Origin of the sequence: Demequina sp. (assembly GCA_024707205.1) — a bacterium.
Taxonomy (GTDB): Bacteria; Actinomycetota; Actinomycetes; order Actinomycetales; family Demequinaceae; genus Demequina.
Window position 1 is genome coordinate 546735 of record JANQAD010000001.1, and the last position, 13685, is coordinate 560419.

Annotated in this window: 11 protein-coding genes; 5 read left to right on the plus strand and 6 right to left on the minus strand. The window is 66.2% G+C overall.

Translation table 11 applies throughout. From position 1 onward, the window contains the following. Window positions 1-447 precede the first annotated feature (447 nt). From NVV57_02805 to NVV57_02820, 4 genes are all read right to left on the minus strand, one after another. Complete coding sequence (locus NVV57_02805) at window positions 448-2085, minus strand: ABC transporter ATP-binding protein (protein MCR6711679.1); 1638 nt, start codon at window positions 2083-2085, stop codon at window positions 448-450. Window positions 2086-2246: 161 nt separating this feature from the next. Next, entirely contained in the window at window positions 2247-3266 is a 1020-nt protein-coding gene (locus NVV57_02810; protein MCR6711680.1) for an ABC transporter permease, read from the minus strand. Next, window positions 3263-4801, minus strand: a complete 1539-nt coding sequence (locus NVV57_02815) for an ABC transporter permease (protein ID MCR6711681.1) — start codon at window positions 4799-4801, stop codon at window positions 3263-3265. The genes NVV57_02810 and NVV57_02815 overlap by 4 nt, the downstream gene beginning before the upstream one ends. A gap of 79 nt (window positions 4802-4880) precedes the next feature. Then, on the minus strand, window positions 4881-6692 hold the full coding sequence (locus tag NVV57_02820; protein ID MCR6711682.1) for an ABC transporter family substrate-binding protein: 1812 nt from the start codon (window positions 6690-6692) through the stop codon (window positions 4881-4883). 244 nt (window positions 6693-6936) lie between these two features. On the opposite strand from NVV57_02820, the gene rmuC reads away from it, so the two are divergent. Next, on the plus strand, window positions 6937-8256 hold the full coding sequence (gene rmuC, locus NVV57_02825) for a DNA recombination protein RmuC (protein MCR6711683.1): 1320 nt from the start codon (window positions 6937-6939) through the stop codon (window positions 8254-8256). Here rmuC and NVV57_02830 read toward each other — a convergent pair. Further along, window positions 8253-9215, minus strand: a complete 963-nt coding sequence (locus tag NVV57_02830; GenBank protein ID MCR6711684.1) for a 4-hydroxy-3-methylbut-2-enyl diphosphate reductase — start codon at window positions 9213-9215, stop codon at window positions 8253-8255. The two genes, rmuC and NVV57_02830, sit on opposite strands and share 4 nt — an antisense overlap. 31 nt (window positions 9216-9246) lie before the next feature. On the opposite strand from NVV57_02830, the gene xseA reads away from it, so the two are divergent. Next, window positions 9247-10515 carry an exodeoxyribonuclease VII large subunit gene (gene xseA, locus NVV57_02835; protein ID MCR6711685.1) on the plus strand — a complete coding sequence of 423 codons (1269 nt, stop codon included), beginning with the start codon at window positions 9247-9249 and terminating at the stop codon, window positions 10513-10515. 27 nt (window positions 10516-10542) lie between these two features. Here the strand turns inward: xseA and NVV57_02840 are convergent, their stop codons facing one another. After that, entirely contained in the window at window positions 10543-10986 is a 444-nt protein-coding gene (locus tag NVV57_02840; GenBank protein ID MCR6711686.1) for a hypothetical protein, read from the minus strand. A gap of 84 nt (window positions 10987-11070) precedes the next feature. Here NVV57_02840 and NVV57_02845 point away from each other — a divergent pair, with 84 nt between their 5' ends. Genes NVV57_02845 through NVV57_02855 form a run of 3 tightly spaced genes read left to right on the plus strand, consistent with a single transcriptional unit; the run spans window position 11071 to window position 13666 of the window. Then, window positions 11071-11304 (plus strand): exodeoxyribonuclease VII small subunit, encoded by a 234-nt coding sequence (locus NVV57_02845; protein MCR6711687.1) that lies wholly within the window; start codon window positions 11071-11073, stop codon window positions 11302-11304. After that, on the plus strand, window positions 11301-12242 hold the full coding sequence (locus NVV57_02850) for a carbohydrate kinase (GenBank protein ID MCR6711688.1): 942 nt from the start codon (window positions 11301-11303) through the stop codon (window positions 12240-12242). The genes NVV57_02845 and NVV57_02850 overlap by 4 nt, the downstream gene beginning before the upstream one ends. A 35-nt stretch (window positions 12243-12277) precedes the next feature. Beyond that, window positions 12278-13666: a class II fumarate hydratase gene (locus NVV57_02855; protein ID MCR6711689.1), complete on the plus strand. Its 1389-nt coding sequence runs from the start codon at window positions 12278-12280 to the stop codon at window positions 13664-13666. Window positions 13667-13685: the final 19 nt, after the last annotated feature.

Sequence of the window (13685 nt, forward strand, 5' to 3'; positions counted from 1 at the left end):
CGCCTCGCGTACGGTGGCGGTATGAGCGAACTGGCGAACATCTTTGGAGGGGGCGCCGAGCACGCCCACGAGCAGCAGGCACGAGAGAAGATCCTTCCGGCGCCGCCCCCATCTCTGCTGACGCGGCGGACGATAAGGCCAAAGTGCCGGGAGTGGACATCCCCGCGATCGGGCTTCCGGGTGAGGCGGTCGTGTACGAGCCGTTCAAGCTCGAAGAGCCCGAGGACGACGAAACGCCGAGTGGAAGCTGAGTCCCGGCCCCCCGGCTTCCCGGCTCCGGAGTGGAGTGCCTGTTCCACACCGGAGTGACGCCGCCTCGCGCCGCTGCCTATCGCGACCGGTGAGGAACTGAGGCTCCACTCGGCCACGGTTCCCGGTCACAACCGGAACTGAGGCTCCACTTGAGCAAGAAGGCCCGGAGCAGAAGCTCCGGGCCCTTCTCACTACCTACGCGTTGGCCGCCGCGCGGCGGCGCTCCTGCTCCGCCGGATCCGGCACCGGAACGGCCGCGATGAGCCGCTGCGTGTACGGGTCCTTGGGGTTCTGGATGATCTGCGCCGTGGTGCCCTGCTCCACGATGAGGCCGTCCTTCATAACCGCGATGCGGTCGGACAGCTGCTCCACGACGGCAAGGTCGTGGCTCACGAAGAGGCAGCCGAACCCGTGCTTGCGCTGCAGATCCGTGAAGATCTCCAGCACGCGCGCCTGCACCGAGACATCCAGTGCCGAGGTGGGCTCGTCGGCGATGAGCAGCGTCGGCTCCAGGGCGAGCGCGCGGGCGATGCCAACGCGCTGACGCTGACCGCCGGACAGCTCGTGCGGATACCGGTTGCGGAAGTTGCGCGGCAACTCCACCTGGTCCATCAGCTCAGACACGCGCGCCACGCGACGGTCCTTATCCCAACCGGCCAGCTGCATCGGCTCGGCGATGGACTGCCCGATGGGCCACCGCGGGTTGAGGGATGAGCCCGGGTCCTGGAACACGATGGAGAACTGCTTTCGCAACTCCGCGAGATCGTGACGCGAGATCCCCTTCATGTTCTTGCCCACGACGGTGAGGTCACCCTCGGCCACGGGGAGCAGGCCAACGGCGGCACGGCCGACTGTGGTCTTGCCGGAACCGGACTCGCCGACGAGCGAGACGATCTCGCCTTCCTTGATGACCAGGTCGATGCCCTTGACCGCGCGGAACGCTGGGTTGCGTCCCTGCTTGGGGTACTCGATGACGAGGCCCTTGGCCTCGAACACCGCCTTCGCCTTCTTAGGCACCCGGTTGGGGTCCTTGTCCTTGAGCGTGGAGCCGAGGTGCGGGACGGCGCTCAGGAGCGCCTTCGTGTACTCGTGTTGCGGCCGCTCGAAGATGTCCTTTGACGAGCCCTCCTCGACGATCCGCCCGTCCTTCATGACGATGATGCGGTCGGACATGTCTGCCACCACGCCCATGTCGTGCGTGATGAGCACAATGCCGGCGTTGATGCGCGACTTAAGGTCACGGATGAGGTTGAGGATCTCCGCCTGGACGGTGACGTCGAGGGCGGTGGTGGGCTCGTCCGCGAACAGCAGGGCCGGGTCGCACGCAAGCGCCTGGGCGATCATCGCACGTTGCCGCTGGCCGCCAGACAACTGGTGAGGATACGAGTCGAAGCGCCGCTCCGGCTCCGGGATCTCAACGAGCTTGAGTAGCTCGATGGCGCGATTCTTCGCGTCCTCCGGCCGCATCCCGGTGTGCTCGCGCAGCTCCTCGACGATCTGGAAACCCACCGTGAGCACGGGGTTCATCGCGGTCATCGGCTCCTGGAAGATGACCCCGACCTCGGGTCCGCGCACAGACGTCAGCTTGCGCTGCGGCAGTCCCACGAGTTCGCGGCCGCGCAGCTTCGCCGAGCCAGAGGCCCGTCCGTTGCGCGGCAGCAGGCCGATGATCGACATCGACGACTGCGTCTTGCCCGAGCCGGACTCGCCGACAATCGCGACGACCTCACCGGCCTTGACCTGGTAACTGACATCGATAGCCGCCGGGACCCAGATTCCATCGACATAGAAGTCGACGTTGAGGTCCTCGACGTCGAGCACGATGTCGCCCACCTCAACGGCGTGCGAAGCGCCGATGACGGGAACCTCGCCAATCTCAGGGACCGCGTCAGGCGTCACTTCGCCGCCAATGACCTCCGCGGGGCCCGACGCTGTCGTGACCTCTTCCGCCGAAGCGGCCGCGGCGTCGGGCTGCGTCTTTACTTTGCGGGGGCTCACTCGGCCACCTCCGTCTCGGTCTTCACGATGGCCTGCTGCTTGAGTTCCTTCGTCTTGGGAATGCGCCGCTGGCGCGGATCGAAGGCGTCGCGCAAGCCGTCACCAATCAGGTTGATGGTGAGGGCGTAGACGATGATGAAGAAGCCGGGCCACCAGAACAGCCAAGGCCGCGTGGAGAACGAGGTCTGGTACTCGTTGATGAGCTGGCCCAAGGAGACGTTCGGGGGCTGGATGCCGAAGCCAAGGTAGGACAGGGCCGCCTCAAGGATCGTGGCGGTCGCCATGAGCAGGGTCGCATTGACGATGATGACGCCCATGGCATTCGGCAGGATGTGCCGGAACATGATGGACCTGTCGCCCGCACCCGCGACCCGGGCGGCGTCGACGAATTCTCGCTCCCGCAGCGACAGATACTCAGCTCGCACGAGTCGAGTGAGGCCCGGCCACAGAAGCAGTCCCAGGACGATGCCGAACAGCGCCGGATTTGAGGACCCGAACTTCTGCCCGATGACGGCCGTCACGACGATGGTCGGGATCGCGATGACGACCTCGGTGCCGCGCTGGAGCACAAAGTCCGTGCGGCCGCGGTAGAAGCCCGAGTAGGCGCCGATGATCACGCCGACGAACGTGGCGATGATGCCCATGAGGATCATGACGAGCAGCGAGACCTGCGCGCCGCGCATGGTGCGGGCGAAGACGTCACGACCGATCTGGTCCTGACCGAACGGATGCTCGCCGAAGCTCGGGATGATCCCGTTCCAGGTGAACGTGGGGTGACCGTTGTTGACGATCGTCGGGTCGATCGCGGTTGGGGACCAGATCCACCAGCCGGGAATGGGCCCGACGCCGATCGACGTAAGCACGATGATGATGGTCACTGCCAGCACGATGGCGGAGATCATCGCCGCCTTGTGCCGGACAAAGCGTCCCCACACGATCTTGCCGAGGGACATGCCCTGCGTCTCGTTCGCCGCTAGGGCGAAGGCCACCTGGGGGCCCGGGTTGCTTTCGGTCATGATTCCACCCGGATTCGCGGGTCAAGCAGGACGTACAGGACGTCTGCGATGATGTTGCCGATGAGCAGCAGGATGCCGGTCACCAGGAAGTAACCCATGAGCACGTTGACGTTCACCGTGCGGAGGGCGTCCACGAACAGGCGTCCCATGCCATTCCAGCCGAACACGGTCTCCGTGATGATCGCACCGCCGAAGAGCGCGGCGAGGTCGAGCGGAATGAGCGTCGCGATGGGGATGAGCGCGTTGCGGAAGCCGTGACGCATCACAACTGTCCGCTCCGGCATTCCCTTCGCACGCGCCGTGCGAATGTAGTCGAGATTCATGACCTCGAGCATCGAGCCGCGCATGTAACGCGTGTAGCCAGCCAACGAGATCAGGATCAGCGCGGAGATCGGCAGCACCATGTGCGTGAACGTGTCAATGGTGCCGATCCAGTACCCGGAACCCTCAAGCTCCGGAGTCGAGGAACCGACCGTGGCGATGGGCCGGCCGTTGATCGCGCTCGTGTTCGAGTACTTCAACCACCAGCCCATGAGGTAGTCGAGCCACAGGAACGCATACATGAAGCCACCGACGATGGCGCCAACGCGAGCGCTGATCCACTTGTCGGGCCCGCGGAACAGCAGGCCGATGCCAAGGCCTGCACCAACGAAGACGAAGAACAGCCCAATGGCCGCCCAGAAGCCCGTGTACGCGAACACGCCGGTGAGCTGGTTCATGCAGAACGGCACCCACGCCACAACGCCAAGGCCAACCACGGTGAACGCCGTGTACAGCGCACGCTTGTTGTTCAGCCCCGTGGTAAGGAACACAACCACGTAGGCGACGCCGAGCCCGAGGAACAGGATGACGACCGGGCCGAGGCCCGGGTCAAGGAACCACCCTGTAACCGACATGACGCCGAGGATCACGGCCGTCATCACGCCCGCTATGCCGCCGAACACTGCGCGCCGTTTCCACTCGCCGCCAAGCGCGGCACCAACGACGATGCCCATCACTATGCCTATGAGCAGGAGTGTTACCGGTGGTATGTGTGGATCCGCTAAGAAGTCGTTGAAGCCGATGGCGCCCCATTGCTTGAGCAGCACGGCCACCCAGAACGAGGGCAGCGAGTACATGAGGAACGTCATCAGCGTGATGCCGTAGTCAAAGCCCGAGTACTGGCGCAGCGCGGAGATGATTCCGATGAGCACACCGAACACGATGGCGGCAACAGACGCGAAGCCGACGAGCTTGATGGTCTGCCCCATTGCATCGCCAAGCATCGTGGTGACCGGCTGCCCGGTCTTGTAGTCGTTGCCGAGGTCGCCGTGGAGGGCGCCCCCGAGCCAGTAGAAGTACCGAAGGAAGGGGTTGACGTCGAGGTGCAGTTCAGCCGTTCGCTGAGCGATGAGCTGCTCGCGATTCGGCTGGGTCGATGCCCTCAGGTCCTCGAGCGGGTCGCCGGCGTTGGCGGCGAGGATAAAGAACAGATATGTGGCGGCGAAGAGCACGCCGACGGCCGTGATGAGACGGCGCGTGATGAACCGAAGCATGTGGTTTCCGATGTAAGGGACGTTGTGGGGCCGCCGCCGTTTCGGCGACGGCCCCACACCATCATGACCTACCGATCAACTATTCCTTGACCGGAGCCTTCCACTCCCAGTAGTTCCAGAAGAACGTGGGCGACAGTGCGGAGGACGAGATTCCCGTCAGCTCCGTGTTGTACGCGGTGATCTGCGGGAACAGGAACACCGTGACGCCGTAGGCGTCGTCGTACAGGGTCTTGTCGATCGTCTTCAGGATTTCCTGCTGGCGGTCAGCATCGAAGGTGGAGGAGAGCTCCGCCCACAGCTTGTCCGAGTCAGGGTTCGAGTAACCGGTGAAGTTGTTTCCACCCTCACTGTCGAACGTCGCACGCGAGCTGGTGACACCCGTGGACGTCGACTGCCAACCGAACAGCGACGCGTCGTAGGTGCCGGAGCCCAGCAGGGCGCCCCAGTTGTCATCGCCACCGTCGATCAGGTTGAAGCCAGCGGCCTTCACCTGCTCGGCGTACAGCGCGTACTCCTGGGCACGGCGGGTGTTCGACTTCCCGTACAGGAAGCGAACGTCGACGGGCTGCGTCACGCCGGCCTGGTCGAGCAGTGCCTTAGCAGCAGCCGCGTCACCCTTGCCGTACGCCTCGTGACCGTTTGCCTCGGACGAGGCGTCGTAGTTCTTCGCACCAGGCAGGAACAGCTGAGAGGTCAGCGGCTTGGAGTCGGGGCTGAGCGGGGTGATCAGCTTGTCGACGATCTCCTGCGTGTTGAGCGCGGTGAGGAACGCCTGGCGAACGAGCTTCGCCTTCGCCTCGTCGCCGCCATACGTGGCGGGGTCGAACGGACCGCCGTTGTTGAACACGAGGTCAACGTGCTCATACGTCCACTCGGACTGCTGGAGGATGTCCACGCCGCTGATCTTCTTCGCGGCGTCGAGGACGTCGGTGGTGGCCTGCGGCTGGGTCACGGAGACCTCGCCGTTCTGCAGGGCGGTCACCGACGCCATGGCGTCCGGGATCCAGCGCACGGTGACGGTCTCGACCGAAGGCTGCGGGCCGGACTTGTAGTCGTCCGTGCGAGCCTTCAGCGTGATGTACTCGTCCTTCTTGAAGGACTCGACCGTGTAGGCGCCGTTGCCGAGCGTGATGTCCGCGTTGTCGCCCGTAGGCATCTCCACGGCGTCAAAGCCGATGCTCCAGAAGTCCGCGAGGGGCTTCAGCTTGGCAGCGTCCTTGTTGTTGATCGCGTCGATCACGGCCTGCTTGGCCTCGGTCGGGTCAGAGATCTTCAGGGCGTGCTTCGCCACCACGTGCGCGGGGACACCGACGCCCGTGAAGAGGAGCTCCCAGTCAACCTGGGGGGTGTCGTAGACCATCGTGATGGAGCGGCCGTCGTCACCGATCTTGGGGGTCTGCGTGACCTGCTCGATGCCCGTGCCGATGGCAACGGAGTCGAACCACACGTTAGATCCAGGGATCAGGACACCGGTCTCCTCGTCGTACGCAGGCTCGCCCTCGTTCATGGCGCCCGAGAGGGCCACCCAGTTGAGGAGCAGGTCGGCCGCGTCCACCTGGACGCCGTCGGACCATGTCACGCCCTTGTTGACGGTGTACTTGACCGTCAGCGGGTCGTCCGAAACCTTCTCGTACGTGCCGAAGTCAGTGTTCTTCACGAGGTTGAACTCGTTGTCGTAGTAGTTGAAGCCCTGCTGCGTGAGGTTGAGAACCACTGCGTTGGCCGTCGCGTTACCGGTCGTCGTGTTCTGGTTGAACGAATACAACGGCTGGTTCCATGCGACGGACACGGTGGTGTTCTCGACCACTCCCGTCTGTGCAGAGCAAGCTGCCAGGGACAGGGCCGCGACTGCCGCGACGACTGCTCCCTTGCTCAAAGCGCCGAGCTTCATACTCGACTCCTTCCTGTTGGTCACGCGTCCTCTGTGCCTTGTTGACACCCTGCCAAGACGCGCGTGAACCCCGGGGAGTTTCCCCGTAGTACCTGAATGGTATGAAACCTTAGGTAACAATCAGATTACTTGCGGTCACGAGTTCGCGTCGGGTGAGAGGAAATGTGACCCAGGTCACAACAAACCCGCGTCCACACGGTCCTTCACGCACGATCGTGTCGGACCCCCATGAAAGAGTCGTCGCATGATCGAAGCAATCATCGCCATTGTGGCCCTCGCGGCCGGCCTTGTCATCGGGTTCCTGGTGGCTCGCAATGGCAGTTCTGCGGCACTTTCGAAGGCAGAGACCGACGCCGCGGTCGCCCAGGCGAGGGCCGACGCCGCCGAGGCTCGGGTGGCGGAGGTAACCACAGCGTCGGGCAGGCGGGAGGAAGAACTGCGGGCCGAGCACGAGCGATACGTCGCCCAGGTGCGCGCGGACCAGGAGGCCCTCAAGACCGAGTTCAAGGCGCTGAGCGCGGAGGCGCTCGAGGCGCAGTCACGGGAATTCCTTGCTCGAGCCGACGAGAGGTTCACGCGCGCCAACGAGGCCAACAAGGTGGAGCTCGAGAAGCGCGAGCAGTCCGTGAAACAACTCGTCGAGCCCATGAAGGTCGCGCTCGACGAGGTCAAGCGGCAGACCACGGAGGCCGACAAGGGCCGGCTGGCAGGGCAGGCCGCACTTGCGGAACAGGTGCGCCAGATGGTCGACGCGTCCTCCAAACTGGACAAGCGAACCTCGGACTTCATCAACACTCTTCGCCGCTCAGACGTGCGCGGCAACTGGGGCGAGGTCCAGCTCAAGCGCGTAGTCGAACTTTCGGGGATGCTCAACCACGTCGACTTCACCGAGCAGGACAACGTAAAGGACAGCGAGGGCAAGAATCTCCGGCCGGACATGACGATCCACCTGGCGGGTGGTCGGTCTATCGTCGTCGACTCCAAGGTTGCGCTCGCAGGCCTCCAAGAGGCGTTTGAAACCGACGACGAGCGAGTTCGCGTCGAACGCCTTGCGGCGCATGCGCGCCAGTTCCGCAAGCACATCGACGATCTGGCGAGCAAGAAGTACTGGGAGCAGTTCGATTCTGCGCCGGAGTTCGTCGTCATGTTTGTGCCCGCAGAAGGGTTCTTCCAGTCTGCGATCGAGCAGGACGACACCCTGCAGGAGTACGCCTTCACCAAACGCGTCGTCATCGCGACCCCGACCACGCTCGTCGCGTTGCTGCGCGCGGTCGCGCACGCATGGAAGGAAGACGCTCTCGCGAAGAACGCTCAACAGGTGCTCGCGACCGGGAAGGACCTTTTCGACCGCCTCACTGTCATGGGCAATCACCTGTCGCGTGTGGGGCGCGCCATCGACAGCGCATCAAAGGCCTACAACCAGACGGTCGCATCCATGGAATCTCGCGTCATGGTGACGGCCCGCAAGTTCGGCGAGATGCAGCACATCGAAGCCGAGCTGCCGCAGCTTGACGTTGTCGAGACCGAGGTCCGCCTGATTGGCGGCCCGGACGAGGACGCCTAGGAAGCCGCGCGGGCCTTCATGTCGGCGCGGATCTCGCGCGGCAGGGAGAACATGAGGTCCTCCGTGGCCGTGCGGACCTCCTCAACGTCCACGTAGCCGCGGTCCGCGAGCGCGTCCAGCAGGTCGCGCACGAGGATCTCCGGCACCGAGGCCCCGGACGTCACGCCGACCGTGGCGACGCCGTCGAACCATGAATCCTGCAGCTCGGTGGCGCGGTCGATGCGGTGGGACGTACGTGCGCCCGACTGCAAAGCCACCTCGACGAGCCTCACGGAGTTCGAGGAGTTCGCGGAACCCACCACGATCACCAGATCACATTCCGGCGCGAGCTTCTTGACCGCCACCTGACGGTTCTGGGTGGCGTAGCAGATGTCGTCGCTCGGCGGGTCCTGGAGCGCGGGGAAGCGCTCGCGCAGGCGGCGTACCGTCTCCATCGTCTCGTCAACGGACAGCGTGGTCTGCGACAGCCACACCACGTTCTGCGGGTCGGGCACCTCAATGCCGTCGACGTCGTCCGGCGAGTTCACGATGATCGTGTGCTCCGGGGCCTCCCCCGCAGTGCCCTCGACCTCCTCGTGCCCCGTGTGCCCAATGAGCAGGATGGTCTGGTCCTCGCGGGCGAACCGCACCGCCTCCTTGTGCACCTTGGTGACGAGCGGGCAGGTGGCGTCGATGGTGAGCAGGTTGCGGGCGTCGGCCGCCTCGCGGACCGCGGGCGAGACGCCGTGGGCGCTGAAGACCACGCGCGCGCCCTCGGGCACCTCGTCCGTCTCCGAGACGAAGATCGCTCCCCGCTCGCTCAAGGTCTCCACCACGTATTTGTTGTGGACGATCTCCTTGCGCACGTAGATCGGCGCCCCGTGCAGCTCGAGCGCCTTCTCCACGGCGATGACCGCGCGATCCACTCCAGCGCAGTATCCACGGGGGGCGGCGAGCAGCACACGCTTGTCGGTCGCCATGCCCCCCAGTCTACGTGGCACCCTGGTGACCATGACCCTGCCCGACGCTGGTGCCAGCCTCCCCGAAGCGTCGGCCAGTCTTCCCGCCACGGCCGCGGAAACGACGCGCGAGAGGCCGTGGCCCGTGCGTCACCTGAGCCCCAAGATCGGTGACTACATCTCGAAGATGGCACCGGTGTGGGTCGAGGGCCAACTGCTCAACGTGAAGCGCTGGAAGCACCTCGTGTTCGTGACACTCAGGGACACCGACCAGAACATGTCGCTGCGGGCCACCGTGCCGGCCGCGCAGTTCGACGCGCTTGGGCCGGACGTCACGGACGGCTCACGCGTGGTGCTTCACGCGCGTCCCACCTGGTATCAGCGCGATGGCTCGCTCACGCTGGACACCAAAGAGATCGCGACCGTTGGCATCGGGGACCTGCTTGCCCGCCTCGAGGCGCTCAAAGAGGCGCTCGCGCAAGAGGGGCTGTTCGCGCCGGAACGGAAGGTGCCGCTGCCGTTCGTGCCGCGGCTCGTTGGGCTGATCTGCGCCAACCAAGGGGACGCCGAGCACGACGTGGTGGAGAACGCGCAGCGGCGCTGGCCGGCGGTGCGCTTCGAGATCCGCCGCGTCACGGTGCAGGGCGCGCGCTGCGTGCCGGAGACCACGGCCGCCATTCGCGAGCTCGACGCGAATCCGGAGGTGGACGTCATCGTCGTGGCGCGCGGCGGCGGGTCATTCGAGGATCTGCTCCCATTCAGCGATGAGACCCTCGTGCGCGTAGCGGCGGCGTGTGAGACGCCGCTCGTGAGCGCGATCGGCCACGAGAAGGACAGCCCTCTGCTGGACCTCGTCGCGGACTACCGCGCGTCCACGCCAACCGACGCAGGCAAGCGCATCGTGCCCGACGCCGCGCAGGAGCTCGCGGGCGTCGAGTGGGCGCGCGAGTCCATGGCGCGGGCGCTGCTCAATCGCGTGGCGCGCTCCGCCCACGAGGTCGCGACCCTCGCCTCTCGCCCGGTGCTTGCGCGCCCCGCCGCGCTGCTGGCCCCGTTTGCGGATGCCGCCACCGCACTCCATGAGCGATCGGGGCGGGCGCTGGTCGGCGTCATGCAGGTCGTCGACGCAACGGTGCGCGAGACCGTCGCCACGCTGCGCGCGCTGAGCCCGCAGGCGACACTCGACCGCGGCTTCGCCGTGGTTCAGGACGCCAAAGGCGCGGTGGTCAGGGATCCGGACGCCATTGCCGAAGGCGCGCCATTGCGCCTACGGCTGGCGCGCGGCGAACTCGCCGCACGCGCAGTGAAACCCGGCCGCTGACCTTCAGCCCCAGCGTCGGGCCTGCTGTTACTGCGAGACGACGGAGACGTCGAGCTCGATGCCGGACCGGGCTGCGGACTTGCGCTTGTTCAGAGCCTCCTTGGCCGCCACGGCGTAGTCGCGGTGGAAGGAGCGGGTGAACTTGCTCAGGATCGAGTCGGGCGTTGCCGGGTTGTCGATGAGCGCGTAGACCACCTCGGACGACTTGTCCTTGGCGAGGTCCTGACGCATCTCGACGGGGAGGTCGGGGCGCGGGTTGCGGGCAACGCCGGCACGCACCGCGGGAGCCACGTCCTGCGCGAGCAGGAGCAGCGACGTGAGCGGGGTGTTGACGCGCTCGGCAACAGCCGCGCGAACCTTGGCCTCTTCGGACCGTGCGAGCGTCGCAAGCTCGTGGTCGGTGAGGTCGGCAGCGAGGACCTTGGTGGCGCTCGCGATCGCCGTCTGGCGAGAGTAGTTCTCAGAAAACATGGTGTCACTCCGTTGTGAACAGTTGAACGTTGTACCCCATGAGAGGGACGTACGTCCTAGCTATGACGCTGTAGTTTGAGGATCATGCCAGCGAAAGACATCGGCGCCTACAGTTTCGAGACCGCGCGTGACGAACTCCTCACGATCGTCGCCCGGCTGGAGGAGGGCAACGCGACCCTTGACGAGGCGCTCGAGCTGTGGGAGCGCGGCGAGAAGCTCGCGGCACGCTGCCAGGAGATCCTCGACGGGGCGCGCGAGCGGATCGCGGCCGTTCGGGGCGTTGACACCGACGTCGAGGCCGCCGAGGACGGCGAGTGAGCGAGCACGCCCTCGTCATCGGCGAGGCGCTCGTGGACGTCGTCGTGTCCGTTGACGGCACGACGGAGGCGCACCCAGGCGGTTCGCCAGCCAACGTCGCGATTGGGCTCGGCAGGCTGGGTCGGGACGTGGAGCTGCTCGCCTACCTGGCTGACGACGACAACGGGGCGATGGTCCAGGAGCACCTCGCGGCCTCGCAGGTTGAGCTCGCTGCCGGATCCTTGGGCGCGCCACGCACGTCGGTGGCGACGGCGCACCTCGACGAGTCCGGGGCTGCGACGTACGACTTCGACCTCGAGTGGGCGCTCGCCGACGGTGCGGCACCGCGCCCGGATCCGCTCGTGGTCCACACGGGGTCCATCGCGACCGTGCTCGCGCCGGGGGCGGCGTCGGTGCGCTCTCTTGTTACGTCGCTACGGGACGCCGCAACCGTCACCTACGACCCCAACGCCCGCCCATCCTTGATGGGTTCGCCACAGGACGCGCGCGTTGCTATCGAGGAGATGGTCGCGCTAGCGGACGTGGTCAAGGTGTCCGATGAGGACCTCGCGTGGCTCGCGTCGACGGACGACGTTGACGCGGTGGCGCGAGAGTGGCTCTCGCTTGGGCCCGCGTTCGTGGTGGTGACGCGCGGGGGCTCCGGGGCAACCGCGTTCCTTCCCGGCGACCGGTCGGTGGCGGTTGAGGCTCCGTCCGTGGAGGTCGCCGACACCGTTGGCGCGGGCGATTCGTTCATGGGCGGACTGATCGACGGGCTGTGGGGCGCCGGGGTTCTCGGTGGCGCTCAGCGTGAGGCCCTGCGCGGCATCTCGGACGAGACCCTCGTCGCGATCCTCGAGCGCTGCGCACGCATCGCCGCGATCACCGTCTCGCGGCCGGGCGCGAACCCGCCCGGCTCCGCCGAGCTGGACGTGGCGCCGGAGGATACCCAACCGTAGCGTCGGGCATTCGCGTCCGCTGACACAATGGACGCATGACCGACTTCCGCATCGAACACGACACCATGGGCGAGGTCCGCGTGCCCGCGAGCGCCCTGTACCGCGCGCAGACGCAGCGCGCCGTGGAGAACTTCCCCATCAGCGGGATCACACTCGAGCGTCGCCACATCGAGGCGCTCGCGCGCATCAAGAAGGCGGCGGCACGCGCCAATGCCGAGTTGGGGGTGCTGGACCAGGAGGTGGCCGACGCTGTGGTCGCGGCCGCCGACGAGGTCGCGGGCGGCGCGCACGACGGCGACTTCCCCATCGACATCTTCCAGACCGGCTCCGGAACCTCGTCGAACATGAACACCAACGAGGTCATCGCGACGCTCGCGACGCGGTCGTTGGGACGCGAGGTGCATCCCAACGACCACGTCAACGCGTCGCAGTCCTCGAACGACGTGTTCCCCACATCGGTCCATGTAGCTGCGGCGTCGGCCCTGGTAGGCGACCTGATTCCCAAGCTGACCGTGCTCGCGGAGTCGCTCGAGCGCAAGGCCACGGAGTTTTCCGGCGTCTTCAAGTCCGGCCGCACGCACCTCATGGACGCGACCCCGGTGACGCTCGGTCAGGAGTTCGGCGGTTACGCGGCGGCCGTGAGGCACGGGATCGAACGGCTCGAGGCAGCGCTCCCGCGCGTGGCCGAGGTGCCGCTCGGCGGCACCGCGGTTGGCACCGGCATCAACACGCCCAAGGGCTTCCCTCAGCGGGTCATCGCCCTGCTCGCGGAGGACACTGGCCTGCCGATCACCGAGGCGAGGGACCACTTCGAGGCGCAGTCCGCGCGGGACTCCCTGGTGGAGCTGAGCGGCGCGCTCAAGGTGATCGCCGTGAGCCTCACCAAGATCTGCAACGACCTGCGCTGGATGGGCTCCGGGCCCAACACGGGACTCGGCGAGATCGCGCTGCCGGACCTGCAGCCGGGGTCGTCGATCATGCCCGGGAAGGTCAACCCCGTGGTTCCGGAAGCCGTGCTGATGGTGTGCGCGCGCGTCATCGGCAACGACGCCACCGTGGCGTGGGCGGGAGCATCCGGGGCATTCGAGCTCAACGTTCAGATCCCGGTGATGGCGCTCGGCGTGCTCGAGTCGATGCGCCTGCTCGCCAACGCTTCGGAGGTGCTCGCGGTCAAGACCGTGGACGGCATCACGGCCAACGTGGAACGCGCCCGCTTCCTCGCGGAGGCGAGCCCCAGCATTGTCACGCCGCTCAACCGCGTGATCGGCTACGAGAACGCGGCGAAGATCGCCAAGCACGCGGTCAAGCAGGGCCTCACGGTGCGCGAGGCGACGATCGATCTTGGGTTCGTTGAGCGCGGCGAGATCTCGCTTGAGCAGCTGGATCACTTGCTGGACGTCACCACCATGGTTGGGGAGAATTAGCGAGGAACACCTGCCGTCG

Excerpts from the sequence above, each read along its gene's own strand:
- NVV57_02810 (MCR6711680.1), bottom strand. The coding sequence starts at position 3,266 with ATGACCGAAAGCAACCCGGGCCCCCAGGTGGCCTTCGCCCTAGCGGCG.
- NVV57_02815 (MCR6711681.1), bottom strand. The coding sequence starts at position 4,801 with ATGCTTCGGTTCATCACGCGCCGTCTCATCACGGCCGTCGGCGTGCTC.
- NVV57_02820 (MCR6711682.1), bottom strand. The coding sequence starts at position 6,692 with ATGAAGCTCGGCGCTTTGAGCAAGGGAGCAGTCGTCGCGGCAGTCGCG.
- rmuC (MCR6711683.1), top strand. The coding sequence starts at position 6,937 with ATGATCGAAGCAATCATCGCCATTGTGGCCCTCGCGGCCGGCCTTGTC.
- NVV57_02830 (MCR6711684.1), bottom strand. The coding sequence starts at position 9,215 with ATGGCGACCGACAAGCGTGTGCTGCTCGCCGCCCCCCGTGGATACTGC.
- xseA (MCR6711685.1), top strand. The coding sequence starts at position 9,247 with ATGACCCTGCCCGACGCTGGTGCCAGCCTCCCCGAAGCGTCGGCCAGT.
- NVV57_02840 (MCR6711686.1), bottom strand. The coding sequence starts at position 10,986 with ATGTTTTCTGAGAACTACTCTCGCCAGACGGCGATCGCGAGCGCCACC.
- NVV57_02845 (MCR6711687.1), top strand. The coding sequence starts at position 11,071 with ATGCCAGCGAAAGACATCGGCGCCTACAGTTTCGAGACCGCGCGTGAC.
- NVV57_02855 (MCR6711689.1), top strand. The coding sequence starts at position 12,278 with ATGACCGACTTCCGCATCGAACACGACACCATGGGCGAGGTCCGCGTG.